Genomic DNA, 18540 nt, shown 5'->3' with positions numbered 1-18540 from the left:
CGGTTTTGTCGAGCGGCGAATACGGCTCATCCTTGGAGCAGGTCGCGATGAAGAGAAACGTGATCCGGCGCAAATCGATTGAGCCGAAATCCGCAGGCGATTCCGAACCCGAAACCAGGGACGGCGGCGTGCAGTCCGTCGACCGCGCACTCTCCATCATTGAAACACTGGCCGAGGACGACGAGGGCTATCGCCTCAGTGACCTCGCCGTACGCACGGGATTGTCGACCTCGACCGTGCATCGCCTGCTGGCGACGCTGGAAAAGCGCCGCTTCGTCCAGTTCGATCGCACCGAGTCGAAATGGCATGTCGGCGCGCAGAGTTTTTCCGTCGGCGCGACGTTTGCCCGCCGGCGCAATTTCGCGGCGCAGGCGATGCCATATTTGCGCAAATTGCGCGACCAGACGCGTGAGACCGCCAATCTCGCTGTTGTCGACGATGAATCGATTATCGTTCTAGCCCGCATCGAAAGCCGCGAGATCATGCGCTCGCTCACCAAGGTCGGGGGGCGCGTTGCGATGGTGGCCTCCGGCATCGGCAAGGCGGTGCTCGCGACCTATTCCGATGAAGACGTCAACGCGATCATCTGCCGGCAGGGCATGCCGCGGCTGACCGAAAAGTCGATCGTGCGGCCGGGTGAATTGTTCAAGGAACTGGTGACGGTCCGGCAGCGCGGCTATGCCGTCGATGACGAGGAAGCGCGCATGGGGCTGCGCTGCGTCGCTGCGGTGGTCTACAATGATTGCAGCGAGCCCTTGGCGGGGATTTCGGTCTCCGGCCTGACCAGCCGGATATCGGACGAAAAGCTGCCAGTGCTCGGCTGTATCGTGCGCGAGATCGCCGCTGAATTGACGCTGGTTCTGGGCGGCGTCCTGCCGCCGACACAAAGGGACTGATCCGGAACCGGACAGGTCTCTCACTGCCCAAAGGGTAAGCAGGCCTGCCGTCTATTTTGAGCTTGCTCCTGCCCAATTGGGGAGCAACCATCGCTGCACATCGATCGTCCAGCTCGCGAGAAATCCATGACCAAATTGATCCGCTTTGCGGTTGCGCCCCTGCACACCATGACGCGTCGCCTTGCCGACGTTGCGGCGGGCCGTGCCGCGCCCGACCTCGTCATTACCGGCGCTCGGGTGCTGTCGACCTATTCCGAACGCATCCACAGGGATCGCGAGCTCTGGATCACGGGCGGCCGTATTGCCGCGGTGAAGCCGGCCGGTGCGTCCAGAAAAGTCTCAAGCTCTATTCCGATGTATGACGCCGCCGGCGGCATCGTCGCGCCGGGTCTGGTCGATCCGCATATTCACATCGAATCCTCGATGGTGACGGCCTGCGCCTATGCTGAGGCCGCGCTGCTCAACGGCACCACCACGATTTTCTGCGACAGCCACGAAATCGGCAACGTGATGGACGTCGCCGGCGTCGAGGCGATGCTGGAGGACGCGCGCGAAGCGCCGCTCTCGATCTTTCTGACCGTGCCCTCGACCGTCCCCGCGACGTCTGCGGCGCTGGAGACCGCGGGCGGCGATTTGACTGCGGACAAGATCGCCGGACTGTTCGACCGCTGGCCCGAGGCGGTCGCGCTCGGCGAGAAGATGGATTTCGTGCCCGTCACCATGGGGGATGAACGCAGCCACGCCATCCTTGCCGCCGCGCTGAAGCGCGGCCGCCCCGTGTCTGGCCACATCTACGGCCGCGAATTCGTCGCCGCCTATGCCGCAAGCGGCGTCACCGACACCCATGAGGCGATCGATCGCGACATCGCCGACGACCTGCTCGACGCGGGCGTCTGGATTTTCCTGCGCGGCGGACCGCCGACCACGCCGTGGCACAGCCTGCCGCAGGCGATCCGCACTGTCACCGAACTCGGCGCGTCGCACAAGAGAACCGCCGTCTGTACCGACGATCGCGACGCCGACGACCTGTTCCTGTTCGGCCTGGACTGGGTGGTGCGTGAGGCGGTGAAGGCCGGAATGTCGCCGGAGCAGGCGTGGTCGATGGGCTCACTGCACGGCGCGACGCGCTTTGGCATGGATGGCGATATCGGCGGGCTCGGCGGCGGCCGCCGCGCCGACCTCGTGCTGATGAACGACGACCTGCAACCGCAATGCACGTGGTATGGCGGCGAACTCGTCGTCGAGCATCGCAAGATCACGCCGCGTCTCGATTCTGCGCTGTCACAGCGCTACCAGTACCCGAAGGCGGCCTATGCCACGGTGAAACTGCCTGATCACGTCAAGCTCACGCCGGAACTGCCTGCGAAGGCGTGCACCGTCAACGCGATCAAGACCGCGCTGCCGGGTATCATGCTGATCCACGAGAAAGTGAAAATCGAGCCGGGCAAGGATTGGCCTGATCTGTTCGCGCGTTATGGGCTTTGCTTCGTGACGGTGGTCGAGCGCCACGGCAAGTCGAGTGGCAACGTCGCCTACGGGCTTCTGAAGGATTTCGGCCTCAAACGGGGCGCGGTCGGCTCCAGCGTCGGACATGACAGCCACAACATCATCATTGCCGGCACCAATGAAGCGGACATGCAGGTCGCGCTTGCTGCGATCAAGGAGAAGCAAGGCGGGGTTTGCGTGGTCGCAGACGGCAAGGTGAGGGCACGGGTAGCCCTGCCGATCGCGGGCCTGCTGTCTGACAAGCGGATCACCGAAGTCGCCGAGGAGGTCAAACAGCTCAAGGTGGAATGGGTCGAGGCCGGCTGCACCATTCCCTATATGGGATTCAACCTGATCCCGCTGTCGGTGATCCCGGAAATCCGCATCACCGACAAGGGGCTGGTGCTGGTGCCGCAGATGGAACTCGCGCCGTTGTTCGAATAGGGCGATTTGGTACGTCAATCGCCGTTCCCATCGGAATTCCAATCCAACCGATTGAGAGCGCCACGCTTTTTCCCGCGCCTGCCGCATCGTGGGAAATAAATTCAATCTAATTGAGACTGCGCGCCACCCCATCCGATGATGCCGAGATCGGACATTATGGGATGGAGAGTGACATGGCAAAGATGCGGGCAATCGATGCGGCCGTGCAAATCCTGGAAAAGGAAGGCGTGGTGTGCGCCTTCGGCGTTCCCGGCGCTGCAATCAATCCGCTCTATTCGGCGCTGAAAAAACGCGGCTCGATCGCCCACATCCTGGCGCGCCACGTCGAGGGTGCGTCTCACATGGCGGAAGGCTACACCCGCGCCAAGGCCGGCAATATCGGCGTGTGCATCGGCACCTCGGGACCGGCCGGCACCGACATGATCACCGGGCTTTATTCGGCGATCGCGGATTCGATTCCGATCCTCTGCATCACCGGCCAGGCGCCGCGCGCGCGGCTCTATAAAGAGGATTTTCAGGCCGTCGATATCGAATCCATTGCGCGGCCGGTGACGAAGTGGGCGGTGACGGTGCGCGAGCCGGCGCTGGTGCCGCGCGTCTTCAGCCAGGCGTTTCACATCATGCGTTCGGGGCGTCCGGGCCCGGTCTTGATCGACCTGCCGCTCGACGTGCAACTGGCGGAGATCGAATTCGACGCCGACACCTACGAGCCGCTCCCGGTCTACAAGCCCGCCGCCACGCGCAAGCAGGTCGAGAAGGCGCTCGAGATGCTCAATGCCGCCGAACGCCCGCTGATCGTCGCAGGCGGCGGCGTCATCAATGCCGATGCCAGCGATCTGCTGGTGCAGTTCGCGGAAATCGCCAACGTGCCGGTCGTGCCGACGCTGATGGGATGGGGCGCGATCCCCGATGACCATGTGCTGATGGCAGGCCAGGTGGGCCTGCAAACCAGCCATCGTTACGGCAACGCCACCATGCTGGAATCCGATTTCGTGCTCGGCATCGGCAACCGCTGGGCTAACCGCCACACCGGCTCGATCGAGACCTACACCAAGGGGCGCACCTTCGTTCATGTCGATATCGAGCCCACGCAAATCGGACGCGTGTTCAATCCCGATCTCGGTATTGTCTCCGACGCCAAGGCCGCGCTCGAGCTGTTCGTCACGGTCGCGAAGGAGTGGCGCAAGGCGGGTCGACTGAAGGAACGTCAATCGTGGCCGGCCGCCTGCCGCGACCGCAAGCGTTCGATGCTGCGCAAGAGCCATTTCGACAACGTGCCGATCAAGCCGCAGCGCGTTTATGAGGAGATGACGAAAGCGTTCAGCCGCGACACCTGCTATGTCAGCGTCATCGGCCTTTCGCAGATCGCCGGCGCGCAGTTTCTCAGCGTCTATCGGCCGCGCAACTGGATCAATGCCGGGCAGGCGGGTCCGCTCGGCTGGACGTTACCCGCCGCGCTCGGCGTCCGCGTCGCCGATCCCGACCGCGAGATCGTGGCGCTTTCGGGCGATTACGATTTTCAGTTCCTGATCGAGGAGCTTGCCGTCGGCGCGCAATTCAAGCTGCCCTACATCCACGTCGTCGTGAACAACGCCTATCTCGGATTGATCCGGCAGGCGCAGCGCGGTTTCGACATGGACTATCATGTGCAGTTGTCGTTCGAGAACGTCAACGCGCCCGAGCTCGGCGCTTACGGCGTCGACCATGTCACGGTTGCCGAGGGACTAGGCTGCAAGGCGATCCGCGTCACCGATCCCAGGGATGCCCAGCACGCGTTCAGAACGGCGCGGCAGCTGATGAAGGAATTTCAGGTGCCGGTCGTGGTCGAGTTCATCCTCGAGCGCGTGACCAATATCGCGATGGGGACCGAGATCGACAACATCGTCGAGTTCGAAGAGACGCTCGATCTGCCGCTGGATGAGGAGCCTGCGAAAGCCGCAACCAGGCTGGAAGAGTTGCTGCCTGTCTAGGGGAGGGAGCTTCCTCGAACGCGCCGGCCAAAATGAATGGATAGCGAGCTTCGCGGCTGCTTGCGCCCGTGCTAAAAACACGCGTTGAGCCTGTCCTGCAATCTGCCGGTCGCGTAGCTGTCATGAAATTCACCCGGTCCGCCGGCACGTTCGAGGTTCCGCACACCGCAACGGCGCTCCTGCTTGGCGTCAACATCCTGGTCTACGCACTCACGCTGCAGAGTTCGGGAGGGTCGACCCCGACCCCAGATGCGCTGTTTCGGTTTGGCGCCATCTATAGCGGCGCCTTGGCGCGCCATGAATACTGGCGGCTGGTCGCCTATGCCTTCCTGCATGCCAGCATGCTGCACATCCTCACCAACATGGCGTGTCTGGTCTGGTGGGGCGGCCCGCTCGAAAAGCGAGTCGGCACGTCATATTTTCTGCTGATCTACTTCGCCTCGGTCATCGCCGGCGCACTCACCGGCATCTTCACCCAACAAGGCCTCTATTTCACCGTCGGCGCGTCCGGCGCCACATCGGGAATTCTCGGCGCGCTTTTGTGCCTGAAGCTGCTGCGGCGGATTGAACCGCCGGCGAGCTTCTTTGTCATCAATATCGGGCTCAACATTGTCTTTGCGTTTCTGGCGCCACGGGTGGACTGGCGCGCGCATCTTGGCGGCTTCGCTGCCGGCATGCTGATGTGTGCGTTGCTCGATGCGTTCGAGATCGCAGCGCCAAAACTGATGCGGTGCAAATTTCCCGAATTCATCAAACTCAATCTCGGCGTCCTGCTTGCCATTGTCGCGTGGCTGGCTGATTTTTCGCCCGCAGTCCTGATCGTTGCGTTGGTGGTCTTGATCGCTGCGGTCAAAGGCATCGACATTGCGCTGTCGCAGCCACGCGGGCTGGCCTGGACGGTCGCAGTTCTCGCAGCCGGCAATGCGCTGGCAGTGGGAGCGATCGTGATGCTGACGCTCCCGGTGGTGACACCCAATATTGCATTGCCCGCGAATCTCGTCCCGTGGGCGGCCTCCTCGCTGAGGAGTCTGATTGGTGTGGCCACATCGCTGCCCGTTATCAGCACGCTGATCGTGATCGTCGCCGTGTTCGGGCTGACGCTGCTGTTCCTGTGGCCGGAGTTGAAACGCGGGCTCAACGACAGAGGGGGCTTTGCGGCTGCCGGTTTTCGCGCCGAGCGCGGACGAAGCAGGGGGTTGTGAGCGAGTCCGGAATTTTTCGCTCATCTTCTATGCATGGGAACCCGTAGGGAACTGCGGAACAACTCCTCTGGCCGGCGGTTAGCGCTGCCGTGGGCCAAGAGGAGAATGTGATGAAAGGTAAATTGGCTGCTTCGTTGATCGCTGTCTCGGTGCTGGCGTCGGGCAGCGCGTTCGCGCAATCGACCACAGCGCAAGGTGCGGTGAACGGTGCACGGACCGGCGGCGCGGTCGCGGGGCCGGTCGGCGAGATGGTGGGCGGCACAGTCGGCGCCGCAGTGGGCGCCGCCGTCGAAGTTCCGAATGCGGTGATCACCTCGGTCCAGGGCGTGCGGGAGCCGTCCGCGGTGACGATCGAGGAGCCGATCGTGGTGGGCGAGCCGCTGCCGGCCGCCGTCGAGGTCCGCCCGGTGCCGGGTTATGTCGACTATCGCTACGCGGTGGTGAATAACCAGCGTGTGATCGTCGATCCGCGTACACGCCGGGTGATCCGGGTGATCGAGTAGTAATACCTGTTGCTGATCTAGTGGGCGGCCGGAATGTTTCCGGCCGTTCACATTTGTCGTTCTACATCGCGTCGCGCACGCCGAGACCATTCATGAAGCGCTCGCGGATCTGCACGGGATCGCGGCGCGTGGCGCCGGTGCCCGGTTTGTCGTCGATCCGCACGCCGATCAGCATCGGCTCGGAAGACGTCAGCGATTGATCGATCAGCCGTTCGAAATCTTCCTCATCGGCCGCCCAGGTGCTGTTGGTCAGACCGCAACCGATCGCAACCGCCATCAGATCCGTCGTAGCGGCGGCCGGCGTCGGCTGCGCGCCGGTGATCTGATAGATGCCGTTGTCCATCAAGACCATGGTGAGGTTCTTCGGCTTCAGCGTCGCGATCGTCGACAGACATCCCAATTGCATCAGCAGCGAACCGTCGCCTTCGAGCGCAAACACGCGCCGCTTGGGTTGCGCCAGCGCGACGCCGAGCGCGATCGGAAACGCAAGTCCCATGCTGCCGAGCATGTAGAAATTCTGCGGCCGATGGCCGGCGGCCCACAGGTCGAAATTGGTGTTGCCGATGCCGCCGACGACGGCCTCTTCGTTCTTCAACCTGGCGACGAGCCGCGAGGTGAGGTCGGCGCGGTTCATGACCTTGGTGTTGCGTGCGGGATTGGCGGGCTCGTTCATCGGGGCGCTCACTTGTCGAATACCTTGCCGCCGGTCAAAAGCGGCGACAGGATCAGCGCAACCGGCGCCTGCGTGGTGATGGCTTGCTTGATCGATCGATCGACGATGAATTCGAACTCGTCGATCCGCGTTGCGGTGTGATGCTCCATCGCGAGCGAGTCGAGTACGGGCCGCATGGTGCGGCACACCAACGATTGCCCGTAGTTGAATTCGCCGAGCGTCCCGCGCTCGGACACGAACATGATCAGCGGGATCTGATAGGGTATCGCGAGCGAGGCCAGCACGTTGGCGAGCGTCGCAAACCCGGAGGTCTGCATCAGCACCGCACCACGCAGGCCGCCCATCCAGGCGCCGGAAACGATGCCGACCGCTTCTTCCTCGCGCGCGGTCGGAAACGTCGTGAAGAACGGGTCGGCGTGAAGTTCCTTGATCAGCCGCGTCAGCACACGGTCCGGCACATAGGGCACCAGCCGGATCTCGTTGCGCTTGAGGGTTTGCAGGACGATGTCGTACCAGGCATTTTCGCCAGTGCCTGCCGGAGACATTTGTCCATCCGCAGCCGTCATCAAATCCCTCCGTCTCGCGCGGCTTTTTACGCCTCTGATGCCGCTCATCTTGAGGCGCCGAAACTTGACGCGAACGAGGAGATTGTCAACATGCCCTAGGCGCCGTGCCGCCTGCGTGAGGCGAGGAGGCGGCCTCATTGCCGGCATGCCATAAGGCGAAGAAATCCAAGACCGACAAGAAAACAGGGAGGAGAGGTTCTTGAACGGCTCGTTCTGGAGCATGGTGTTCGTGAGCCGATGGTCGCGGCGGGCTGTATGCGCGGCAGCGCTGTTCGCGTGCGGCGCGGCGCTGGCCGAGACGCCGTTTCCTTCTAGACCCGTCCATGTCTTTGTGCCCTACGCAGCCGGCGGCGGCGTCGATATTCTTGCGCGTACCTTGGGGGAGGCGGTCTCCAGGCAATGGGGGCAGTCGGTCGTGGTGGAAAACCGGCCCGGCGCCGGTGGCATCGTTGCCTCGCAGGCGCTGGTTACGTCCGCGCCGGATGGCTACACGCTGATGGTGGTGGCGAGCGGCCACGCCACCAATCCTTTTCTCTATCCAAAGCTTCCCTACGATACGTTCAAGGATTTCACGCCGATTTCGATATTGGGCTCGTCACCCAATATTCTTCTGGTGCGCGCCGATTCCCCGTTCAAGACGCTGGCCGATGTCATCGCGCAAGCCAAAGCCAAGCCGGGCAGCCTTTCATATGGCCAGTCCGGCAATGGCACCTCGACGCATCTCGCCGGCGAACTGCTCAAGAAGCTCGCGGGCTTCGACATGAGCGCGATCCCCTATAAAGGTGGCGCGCCCGCGATCAACGATCTGCTCGGCGGGCAAATTCCGATGTCGTTCAACAACGCGCCGGAGGCGCTGGGACAACTGGCAGCGGGTAGCTTGCGTGCGCTCGCGGTGACCACCACCAGGCGTTCGCCGTTTTTGCCGGATGTGCCCGCGATGTCGGAGACCGTGCCCGGCTACGATACCGAAGTGTGGTGGGGCCTGCTGGGGCCGGCAGGCATGCCGACCGATCTGGCTGAGAAGATCTCGCGCGACTTCGTCGCTGCGTTGAAGACCGATCCGGTCAAGGAACGGCTTGCGAAATTCGGCGCATCGCCGATCGGCAGTTCGCCCGAAGTGCTCGATGCCAAGATTCACGCCGATTACGAAAAATGGGGAGCGATCATCAAGTCGTCCGGCATCACCGCCGAGTGATGCTCCCTGACCTTATGAACCGAAAGAAGTGAGATGTCCGTCAACAACAAGCGCGTGTTCTACGTCAAATACCTCGCCAACCAGATCTATGCCGATATCCTAAAAAGCCGCCCCGATGTACGGCTCGACCGGCTCGAGAACGAAAGCCGGGACGAGATCTCTGCGCCGATCCTGTCCGCCGCGCACGCCTACCAGATCGGCGCCGCACGCGACGAACTCGCCAAACACTTTCACGCCGATGCGGATTTGTTGCGCCGGGCGCCTAACCTTCTGATCGTCTCCTCTAACGGCGCCGGCTACGACCCGGTCGACGTCGACGCCTGCACCGCGGCCGGCGTGATCGTCGTCAACCAGTCCGGCGGCAACGCGCATTCGGTGGCCGAACATGCGCTTGCCATGCTCATCACGTTGTCGAAGCGCATCATCCAGGCCGATCGCGTGCTTCGCCGCGAGGCCAACATCAACCGCAATACGCTGATGGGCAATGAAGTCCACGGCAAGACTATCGGCATCGTCGGGCTTGGCAATGTCGGCCGCCGCATCGCCGCGCTCTGCAAGGGCCTGCTCAGCATGAACGTACTGGCGTACGATCCCTATCTGTCGGCGACCGAAATGGCCGAGCGCGGCGGCGAAAAGGTCGCGCTGGATGATCTGCTGCGACGGTCTGATTTCGTGTCGATCTCGTGCCCGCTGACCAAGGATAACAGCGGCATGATCGGCGCGCGCGAGTTCGCGCTGATGCAGCCACACGCCTATTTCATCACCACCGCGCGCGGCTTCATCCACGACGAAGTCGCGCTGGAGCAGGCGCTGCGCGACAAGCGCATTGCGGGCGCGGGTCTCGATGTCTGGGCCAAGGAGCCGCCGCCGCCCGATCATCCGCTGTTGCAGTTCGACAATGTGATCGCGAGCCCGCATACGGCTGGCGTCACCAAGGAGGCACGCGAGAACATGGCGCGGATCGCCGCCGAGCAGATGCTGGACGCGCTCGACGGCAAGCGGCCGCCGCGCCTCGTCAACCCCGAGGTCTGGCCCGCTTACGTCAAGCGTTTTGAGCGCACGTTCGGCTTCGCGCCGGGATAGGCGTCACGGGATGAGGCGTTAACCTCCGCGAGGCCGTAGAAGATTTCGTTCTTCTTCGGCCATCGTATGACAATAAATCTGCTGCTCGAACCACCCGCGGCGGTGGCCATATTGCTATTTTCCCCGCCATCTCGACTCCGCAAGGACGGGAACCCATACCTTCCCATGCGCCTTTTGATTGCCGGGCCAAGGGCTTGGATCGAGGTGCAAGGAAACGAAGGTATGGCCCGCCTGAACGCACTGCTGCTGTCGACCCGGTCCCGGATCGGCCACCGGCTTTCGCAGATCGTCGCCATCGCCGCAGCCAGCCTGCCGACGGTTGGCGCCTGAACCCTGCGCTGCCGGCGCTTTCCACCAATTTAGCAATCTCAATTACGCCGCCGGGACGCTCAGGCGTTCGATGGTCTGGATGTGACGCGCAAGCAGGCCGCTCGCCTGTTCAATGTCGCGCGCGCGCAACGCCCCGAGAATGAGACGATGATCCTGGTTGGATCTCGGCCGCCATCCAGCGCTGCGCGCCATCGCAAACACTGCCCGCGAATTCGCGCGCTGCAAGCCATCGAGGCTGGCGAGCAGCCGCGGCATGCCGCACGGCGCGACCAGCGCCTGGTGGAAGGCGCGGTTGGCAGCCTCGAACTCCTGCAACGTCTCGGCATTGTCGCCTTCGATCAGCGCCAGTTCGATTTTGGCGAGATGCGCCTGCGTCAGCTTGGGCGCAGCGTGGCGTAGCGCGACCACCTCCAGCGCGGCGCGCATTTCGGAGATTTCGCGGATCGCGGTCGCATCGAGCGGCGCAACGCGCACGCCGCGCCGGGGCAGGGCGACCACGAGATGCTGGGCTTCGAGCTGGCGGAAGGCTTCGCGAACCGGGACGTGGCTGGATGCAAATTCGCGTGCCACATGGTCCTGGCGCAGCGGCGCGTCGGGTTTGAGCGTGCCTGCGATGATCCGCTCGGCAATGGCCTCGGTGATCCGGGCGGCAACAGTGGAATTCTCGTCGGCGTCTTTCATAGATTATCTATCGCAAAATTGGGTGCGCGCGTCTTGCGCCTCGGCTAACCTGAAGCTGTCTTCGGGATTATAGATAATAGTCATTTTTATCTATAAAAAGAAAGGGTGCCTGCATGGCTGACGGATTGGTTGAGACGCGCAAAGACGGCCAGGCTCAGGGTAACCAAGGTGGCGGAGCCATCCGGCACAATTGGACCCGGGCGGAGGCGGAAGCGCTCTACGATCTTCCCTTTGCCGATCTGATGTTTCGCGCGCAGAGCATCCATCGCGCCAACTTCGACCCCAACCATGTCGAGACGGCGAGCCTGCTCAGTATCAAGACCGGCGGCTGTCCCGAAGACTGCGGCTACTGCTCACAGAGTGCGCATTACGACACCGGACTGAAGGCGACCAAGCTGATGGCCCAAGTGGATGTCGTCGCCACCGCGCAGCGCGCGCGCGATGCCGGCGCGACCCGTTTCTGCATGGCGGCGGCCTGGCGAAATCCGAAGGACCGCGATCTCGACGAGGTCTGCGGCATGGTCAGCGCGGTGAAACAACTCGGCATGGAAACCTGCGCAACGCTCGGCATGCTGACGCCCGCGCAGGCTGAGCGTCTGCGCGACGCCGGGCTCGACTTCTACAACCACAACATCGACACCTCGCCGGAGTTCTACGACCAGATCATCACCACGCGCACGTTGCAGGACCGCATCGACACGCTGGCCCATGTGCGCGAAGCCGGCATCAAGGTGTGCTGCGGTGGCATCATCGGGATGGGCGAAGAGGTCGACGACCGGCTCGGCATGCTGGTGCTGCTTGCGAACCTGCCGAGCCATCCCGAAAGCGTGCCGATCAACCTTTGGAATGAAGTGAAGGGTGTACCGGTCAACGACACCGCCGAGCGTCCCGATGCCATCGCGCTGGCGCGGCTGGTTGCGGTGGCCCGCATTCTGATGCCCAAGAGCGTGGTGCGGCTTTCGGCCGGGCGGCAATACATGAGCGATGAATTGCAGGCGCTGTGTTTCCTGGCCGGCGCCAATTCGATCTTCATCGGCGACGTGTTGCTGACGACGAAAAATCCGCAGACCGTACGCGATGCCAATCTTCTTGACCGGCTCGGCATTTCGTCGCGCCTGAACCGGGCTTAGTGCGGCGAATTTGAAGTTCCTATCAGTGGTGCCGCCAGTTCGTAATAGGAACTTCAAATTCAAGGCCGCACTCAAATCTTTATTTTGCTAGAGCTCCTTTGATTCCGAAGTTCGCATCAGAGGTTGCCGCGACATCATGCGAACTTCGGAATCGGAGCTCTAGGCGTGAGCTTTGCTGCAAGCTACGTCGCGGACTTAAGCGCGCTCGAGAAGGACGATCGGCTGCGCAGCCTGAAGCCGCGCGCCGGTATCGACTTTTCCTCCAACGACTATCTGGGGCTCGCCAGCAACCCGCGCATGCGCCGGGCGATTTCGGCGGCGGTTGAAGCCGGGACGCCGATCGGCTCCGGCGGTTCGCGGCTTCTACGGGGTAACTGCGCCGAACATGAACGACTCGAGGCTGAGGCCGCCGGGTTTTTCGGCGCAGAAGCATCGATCTTCTTTCCCTCGGGCTACATCGCCAATTTCTCCGTGCTCACGACGCTGCCGCAACGGGGCGACCTTCTGGTGCTGGATCAACTGGTCCATGCCAGCATTCATGAGGGCGCGCGGGCCGGCCGCGCCGAGTTTCGCTTCAGTGCGCACAACGACGCCAACTCCGTCGAACAAGTGATCCGCGCCTGGCGTTCGGAAGGCGGCGCGGGTCAGGTCTGGATCGTCGCCGAAAGTCTTTACAGCATGGATGGCGACTTCGCGCCGCTCGACGCGCTGGTTGCGATTGCAGACCGGCACGATGCATTCCTGATGATCGACGAGGCGCATGCGACCGGCGTCTATGGCGAGGAGGGCCGCGGCCTGACGGCGGCCTATGAAGGGCGTGAAAATCTGATTGCGATTCACACCTGCGGCAAGGCGTTGGGCGTGGCCGGCGCGTTGGTCACGACGACGAAGATCTTGCGCGACTTCATCGTCAACCGCTGCCGCCCTTTCATTTTTTCCACGGCGCCGTCGCCGCTGATGGCGGTCGCCGTCGAGGCCGCGCTGTCGATCCTGCGCGAGGAACCGGAGCATCAGCGACGCCTAGCCAATCTGATTGGTTTCGCGCGGCGCGAAATCGGCGCACGCCAGGGCTGGCTTCTATTCGGGTCGCAAATCCTGCCCTTTATCGTCGGCGACAATGCCCGGGCGATGGCGTTGGCAGCAGCCATGCAGGCGCGCGGTTTCGACATCAGGGGCATCCGTCCGCCGACGGTACCGGCCGGCACGGCGCGCTTACGTATCTCGCTGACCAATAACGTCGGCGAGAGCGACGTGCGTGCGATGCTGGAGGCGCTTGCTGAAGAGACCGGCGAACGGCGATGAGTCGGCGGATCGTCGTCACCGGCACCGACACCGAGATCGGCAAGACAGTCTTTGCCGCAGGCCTCGCAGATATCCTTGGGGCCTGTTACTGGAAACCGATCCAGTCCGGTCTTGAAGGCGAGACGGATTCGCAAGTCGTCGCGCGGCTTGGTGGCTTGTCTCCCGATCGCATTCTGCCCGAACGCTATCGGTTGACGACGCCGGTCTCGCCACATCAATCTGCCGCGGTCGATGGCGTCAATATCGAGATCGATGCCCTTGAGGTGCCCGACACCGGCCGCCGGCCACTGGTGATCGAGGGCGCCGGCGGCCTGATGGTGCCGCTCGATCGGTCTACCCTTTATATAGACGTGTTCGCGCGGTGGCGCCTTCCGATCGTGCTGTGTGCGCGAACCGCGCTTGGCACCATCAATCATTCGCTGTTGTCGATCGAAGCCTTGCGCCGCCGCGATATCGAACTTCTCGGTATTGCCTTCCTCGGCGACAGCCATCCCGAAAGCGAGCGCGCGATCTGCGAGATCGGCCGCGTCAAACGTCTGGGAAGGCTGCCGAACCTTTCGCCGCTCACGCGTGACCGCTTGCGCGAAGCATTCGTAGCGGCGTTCAAGCCGGGCGATTTCGGTCTGTGATGCGCAGGAAGACCTCACCGATCTGGCATCCCTTTACGCAGCACGCGCTCCAGCCCGAGATGGTCAGGATCGAGCGCGGCGAGGGCGCTTATCTCTATGCCGCCGATGGCCGCCGCATCATCGACGCGATCTCCTCGTGGTGGGTGGTCACGCACGGGCATTGTCATCCGGCGATCGTGCGCGCCATTCAGGCGCAGGCTGAAAAACTCACCCAGATCATCTTCGCCGGCCATACCCATGAGCCGGCCGAACAGGTTGCTTCCGCGCTGCTCAAGCTGACGCCGCCCGGCCTCGACTATGTCTTCTTCTCGGATAGCGGGTCGACCAGCGTCGAAGTCGCGCTGAAGATGGCGCTCGGCTACTGGCACAATATCGGCGAGCCGCGCGCGCGGATCGTCGTGATGCAGCACTCCTATCACGGCGACACCATCGGCGCGATGTCGGTCGGCGCACGCGGCGTCTTCAACGCAGCCTATGGTCCGCTGCTGTTCGATGTGTCAGCGGTGCCGTTTCCCCACGAAGGGCAAGAGCAGGCGACGCTGGATGCGCTGGAGCAAGCGTGCCGCGCCAAGCCTGCCGCCTTCATCGTCGAACCCTTGATATTGGGCGCTGGCGGGATGCTGATGTATCCGGCCTGGGTGCTGAAGGAGATGAAGCGGATTTGCGAGGCGGCCGGCGTCTGGTTCATTGCCGACGAGGTCATGACCGGCTGGGGCCGCACCGGGACGCTGTTTGCCTGCGAGCAGGCGGAGGTCGTGCCGGATATCGCCTGCTACTCGAAAGGGCTGACCGGCGGGGCGTTGCCGCTCGCGGTCACGCTGTGCCGGGGTGAGATTTTCGACGCGCACTTCTCGCAGGACCGAAGCCGCACCTTCTTTCATTCGAGCTCCTACACCGCCAATCCCGTGGCCTGCGCCGCCGCCAGGGCCAACCTCGAGATGTGGCAGGATCCGGCAACTCTCTCGGGCGTCACTGAGGTAGCCGCGATGCAGGAGCGGGCGCTCGCGCCGTTCCGGGCAGATGCGCGATTCAAGAACGTTCGCCGGACCGGTACTATTACGGGTTTGGACCTCGACGTGCGCGACAGCGGCTACCTCGCGGGCATCGGTCCAAGGCTTCTCGAATTTTTCGGCGGACGGAATCTGCTGCTGCGCCCGCTTGGCAACACCATCTATGTGATGCCGCCGTATTGCGTCACGTCTGCCGATCTCGATGAGATCTATGCGGCGATTGCCGATGCCGCTAACCTCCACTGAAGTGGGGGAAAAGAAATTGCAACAAGGGACGGAAGGTCCGGCGGCCATCGAGAACGATGGACGCCTTCTCTACCGCAAGGTGATCTTGCGGATCATCCCGTTCATCTTCGTTTGTTACGTCCTGAACTATATCGACCGGGTCAATGTCAGCTTCGCCAAGCTGCAGTTCAAGGACGATCTCGGTCTCACCGATGCGAGTTATGGCCTCGGCGTCGGCCTGTTCTATGTCGGCTACATCCTGTTCGAAGTGCCGAGCAATCTGCTCTTGCAGAAAATCGGTGCGCGCAAGACCATCATGCGGATCATGTGCCTGTGGGGCCTGATCTCAATGGCGATGGCGTTCGTCACAACGCCGTTGCAGTTCTATCTCGCCCGCATGCTGTTGGGAGCGGCGGAGGCCGGCTTCTTTCCCGGCGTCATTCTCTATCTCACGCTCTGGTTTCCGGACCGCATGCGCGGGCGGATCATGTCTTACTTCGTGCTCGCGATTGCGGCCTCAGGGACGATCGGGGGCCCGGTTTCCGGAGTGATCATGCAGCACCTCGGCGGGTTTCTCGGTTTCAGGAGCTGGCAATGGCTGTTCCTGATCGAAGGAGTGTTGCCGCTCGCGATGGGCGTTGCCGCCCTTTTCGTACTCGATGACCGCCCGCTCGATGCAAGATGGCTCTCCCGGCAAGAGCAGGATTTGCTTGTCGCCAATTTGTCGGTCCACCGCGAGCCCGAAGGCGTTTCCGGATTTCAGGCCTTCCTGATGGCGCTCCGCAAGCCGATGCTTTGGGTCGCAACATCAGGCTATTTCTCCGTGACCTGGGCCGGGATGGTTCTTAATTTCTGGGCGCCCACGATCATTCAGCGTTCGGGCGTGACGAACGTCTTGCATGTCGGTCTGTTGTCTGCCGTGCCTTACGCGATCGGCGCGGTCGGTATGCTTGCGCTCGGTTATCATTCGGATTGGCGCATGGAGCGGCACTGGCACTTCTTCACAGCGGTGTTTGCCGCGGGCTGTGCGACAATTGCGACCGCCTTTTCGCTGTGGAGTTCGGCACTGTCGATCGCCTGCCTGTCCTTGCTCGCGATCGGCTATCTGTCAGCGATCGCCTTGTTCTGGACCATTCCGACCGGTTTCCTTTCCGAGAAGGAATCGCCAGGCAGCATCGCCTTCATCAGCAGCGCGGGCCAGATTGGAAGTCTCGTTGCACCGGTGCTGTTTGGTTACGTCTCCGACCGCACTGGAAATCTCACGATGGGCGCGTGCCTCGTCGCTTTGGTGCTCTTCATCGGCGGAGTTGCGGTTGTAAGCCTCAAGAACTTCGCGAAAACAGATTAGTGAATGCGAACTATTGGAATCGGACCACTCGTGCTGGTCTGAAAGACGCGCGCCCGTTCACGGATTTTTACCGTTACTTAGGGCCTCTCTCATTAATTTGAACTGGTCGTGATCCGCGTCGGATTCTCCGTCCGCTCCCGCCACGCGCGGTGTTTTCAGCAACCAGGTGCCCAATGCTCGGTAACTTGCGAATTTCCTACAAGCTTCTGATGATGATTGGGCTCTCCGTGCTCGGTATCGCGGCGATGGCCGGCCTCGGTCTGTCGGCGCTGTGGGACAACATGATGGAGGATCGCAAGGCCAAGCTCCAGGACATCGTCCAGGTGGCCCGCGAGGCGCTTGACTACAACTTGCAGATTTCCAAGCAAGCCGGACTTTCGGAGGCCGAAACCATAGAGCGGAGCAAGGCGCTGCTGCGTAGCTTGCGCTTCGGAAAGGACGACTATGTCTACGCCACCAACATGCAGGGGGTCGCGGTAGCCAACCCGAATCCCAAAGTCGAGGGCAAGAATCTGATGGACGCCGCCGATTCCGATGGCGTCTATTTCGTGCGCCAGCAGATCGAACTCGCCCCCAAGGGCGGCGGCTTCACGACGTTCCGCTTTCCGCGCGCTTCGGGTGGGGAGCCGCTGCCAAAACTCACTTACTCCACCGAATACAAGCCTTTCGGCTGGGTCGTAGGCGCCGGCATCTATCTTGACGACGTCAACGCGATCTTCTGGGAACAGGCGCGAAACAGATCGCTCATGGTTCTGCTGTCGCTGTTCGTGATCGGTGGCCTCTTCTTCCTGCTTGGCCGCAGCATCGTGAACCCGATCAACGCGATGACGCTCGCGATGCGCAAGATCGCGCAAGGAGATACCTCGACTTCTATACCGGCGCTGGAGCGCGGCGACGAAGTCGGCGCCATGGCGCACTCGGTGCAGGTCTTCAAGGACAACATGATCGATACGGAGCGGATGCGCGCCGAGCAGGAGGCGATGAAGGCGCAGGCCGATACGGACAAGAAGCTGTTCCTGAACAAGATGGCCGATGAATTCGAACGCGGCGTTAGCGCCTCGCTCGACAGCCTTGCGGGTGCGGCATCTGAAATGCGCACGACCTCGAAAGGCATGTCCTCGACCGCGAGCGAAGCCAGCCAGCAGGCGACCTCCGTCGCTGCCGTTGCCGAGCAGGCGTCGGCTAATGTGCAGACGGTTGCGGCTGCGACCGAAGAACTGTCGTCGTCGGTTTCTGAAATCGGCCGCCAGGTGACCCAATCGACGGAAATCGCCGGTCAAGCGGTCGCCGAAGCCAACCGCACCAATGTCACGGTGCAGGGCTTGTCGGCGGCGGCAGCGAAAATCGGCGACGTCGTCAAACTCATCAGCGACATCGCGAGCCAGACCAATCTGCTGGCGCTCAACGCCACCATCGAGGCGGCGCGCGCGGGCGAAGCCGGCAGGGGCTTTGCGGTCGTCGCCAATGAGGTCAAATCGCTGGCGAGCCAGACCGCGAAGGCGACCGACGAAATCTCGGCGCAGGTCGGCGCCATGCAGAACGTGACGACCGAGGCCGTGCAGGCGATCGAGGGCATCGGCCGCACCATCGGCGCCATCAACGAGATAACATCGGCGATCTCGATCGCGGTCGAGCAGCAGGGTTCCGCTACTCAGGAGATCGCCCGCAACGTGCAGGAAGCGGCGCTCGGGACCGGCCAGGTGTCGAGCAACATCGCGGCCGTCAACCACGCCGCCGAAAAGACCGGATCGGCCTCCAACGGCGTGCTCGCTTCGGCAGAGCAGTTGAGCCAGCAGGCAGCGACCTTGCGCACCGACGTCGATCGGTTCCTCGCCAACATCCGCGCGGCTTAATTCGTTGCGCGGCGA

The 18540-nt window shown here is 62.6% G+C and carries 16 protein-coding genes; 13 read left to right on the top strand and 3 right to left on the bottom strand.

From position 1 onward, the window contains the following. Positions 1 to 47 precede the first annotated feature (47 nt). From BUA38_RS01020 to BUA38_RS01000, 5 genes are all read left to right on the top strand, one after another. A complete protein-coding gene (locus BUA38_RS01020; protein WP_072825714.1) occupies positions 48 to 896 on the top strand; it encodes an IclR family transcriptional regulator in 849 nt (282 codons plus the stop codon). 126 nt (positions 897 to 1022) lie between these two features. Continuing rightward, positions 1023 to 2825: an adenine deaminase gene (locus tag BUA38_RS01015; protein ID WP_072816048.1), complete on the top strand. Its 1803-nt coding sequence runs from the start codon at positions 1023 to 1025 to the stop codon at positions 2823 to 2825. Between the two features lie 173 nt (positions 2826 to 2998). Beyond that, positions 2999 to 4795 carry a glyoxylate carboligase gene (gene gcl, locus BUA38_RS01010; protein ID WP_072816045.1) on the top strand — a complete coding sequence of 599 codons (1797 nt, stop codon included), beginning with the start codon at positions 2999 to 3001 and terminating at the stop codon, positions 4793 to 4795. Positions 4796 to 4917: 122 nt separating this feature from the next. Continuing rightward, the gene (locus tag BUA38_RS01005; protein WP_072816043.1) at positions 4918 to 5997 is read left to right on the top strand and encodes a rhomboid family intramembrane serine protease; all 1080 of its coding nucleotides are present in this window, start codon (positions 4918 to 4920) and stop codon (positions 5995 to 5997) included. Positions 5998 to 6107: 110 nt separating this feature from the next. Beyond that, positions 6108 to 6500 carry a DUF1236 domain-containing protein gene (locus tag BUA38_RS01000; RefSeq protein ID WP_072816041.1) on the top strand — a complete coding sequence of 131 codons (393 nt, stop codon included), beginning with the start codon at positions 6108 to 6110 and terminating at the stop codon, positions 6498 to 6500. A 61-nt stretch (positions 6501 to 6561) separates the two neighbouring features. On the opposite strand, the gene BUA38_RS00995 is transcribed toward BUA38_RS01000, so the two are convergent. Together BUA38_RS00995 and BUA38_RS00990 are read right to left on the bottom strand one after the other, a co-directional pair. Beyond that, entirely contained in the window at positions 6562 to 7173 is a 612-nt protein-coding gene (locus BUA38_RS00995; protein ID WP_072816039.1) for a thiamine pyrophosphate-dependent enzyme, read from the bottom strand. An 8-nt stretch (positions 7174 to 7181) separates the two neighbouring features. After that, positions 7182 to 7739 carry a thiamine pyrophosphate-binding protein gene (locus BUA38_RS00990; protein ID WP_072816037.1) on the bottom strand — a complete coding sequence of 186 codons (558 nt, stop codon included), beginning with the start codon at positions 7737 to 7739 and terminating at the stop codon, positions 7182 to 7184. Between the two features lie 220 nt (positions 7740 to 7959). Between BUA38_RS00990 and BUA38_RS00985 the strand changes: the two genes are divergently transcribed. Further along, complete coding sequence (locus BUA38_RS00985) at positions 7960 to 8934, top strand: tripartite tricarboxylate transporter substrate binding protein (RefSeq protein WP_072825712.1); 975 nt, start codon at positions 7960 to 7962, stop codon at positions 8932 to 8934. A 33-nt stretch (positions 8935 to 8967) separates the two neighbouring features. Next, positions 8968 to 10017: a hydroxyacid dehydrogenase gene (locus BUA38_RS00980; RefSeq protein ID WP_072816035.1), complete on the top strand. Its 1050-nt coding sequence runs from the start codon at positions 8968 to 8970 to the stop codon at positions 10015 to 10017. Positions 10018 to 10389: 372 nt separating this feature from the next. Here the strand turns inward: BUA38_RS00980 and BUA38_RS00975 are convergent, their stop codons facing one another. Further along, positions 10390 to 11028 (bottom strand): GntR family transcriptional regulator, encoded by a 639-nt coding sequence (locus BUA38_RS00975; RefSeq protein WP_072816033.1) that lies wholly within the window; start codon positions 11026 to 11028, stop codon positions 10390 to 10392. Between the two features lie 113 nt (positions 11029 to 11141). Between BUA38_RS00975 and bioB the strand changes: the two genes are divergently transcribed. The 6 genes from bioB (at position 11142) to BUA38_RS00945 (ending at position 18525) form a co-directional block, all read left to right on the top strand. Further along, positions 11142 to 12158: a biotin synthase BioB gene (gene bioB, locus BUA38_RS00970; protein WP_083587391.1), complete on the top strand. Its 1017-nt coding sequence runs from the start codon at positions 11142 to 11144 to the stop codon at positions 12156 to 12158. Positions 12159 to 12323: 165 nt separating this feature from the next. Further along, positions 12324 to 13460 carry an 8-amino-7-oxononanoate synthase gene (locus BUA38_RS00965; protein ID WP_425304938.1) on the top strand — a complete coding sequence of 379 codons (1137 nt, stop codon included), beginning with the start codon at positions 12324 to 12326 and terminating at the stop codon, positions 13458 to 13460. Beyond that, entirely contained in the window at positions 13457 to 14089 is a 633-nt protein-coding gene (gene bioD, locus BUA38_RS00960; RefSeq protein WP_072816031.1) for a dethiobiotin synthase, read from the top strand. Before BUA38_RS00965 ends, bioD begins: the two co-directional genes overlap by 4 nt. Continuing rightward, a complete protein-coding gene (locus BUA38_RS00955; protein ID WP_072816029.1) occupies positions 14089 to 15345 on the top strand; it encodes an adenosylmethionine--8-amino-7-oxononanoate transaminase in 1257 nt (418 codons plus the stop codon). The genes bioD and BUA38_RS00955 overlap by 1 nt, the downstream gene beginning before the upstream one ends. A 16-nt stretch (positions 15346 to 15361) precedes the next feature. Continuing rightward, entirely contained in the window at positions 15362 to 16672 is a 1311-nt protein-coding gene (locus BUA38_RS00950) for an MFS transporter (protein ID WP_244553169.1), read from the top strand. Between the two features lie 173 nt (positions 16673 to 16845). Continuing rightward, positions 16846 to 18525 (top strand): methyl-accepting chemotaxis protein, encoded by a 1680-nt coding sequence (locus tag BUA38_RS00945; protein ID WP_072816025.1) that lies wholly within the window; start codon positions 16846 to 16848, stop codon positions 18523 to 18525. The last annotated feature ends 15 nt before the right edge of the window (positions 18526 to 18540 follow it).

The organism is Bradyrhizobium erythrophlei (assembly GCF_900142985.1).
In the GTDB taxonomy this organism is placed as follows: Bacteria; Pseudomonadota; Alphaproteobacteria; order Rhizobiales; family Xanthobacteraceae; genus Bradyrhizobium; species Bradyrhizobium erythrophlei_B.
The sequence above is the reverse complement of the archived record's forward strand: the minus strand, read 5'-3'. Positions and strand labels throughout refer to the sequence as shown.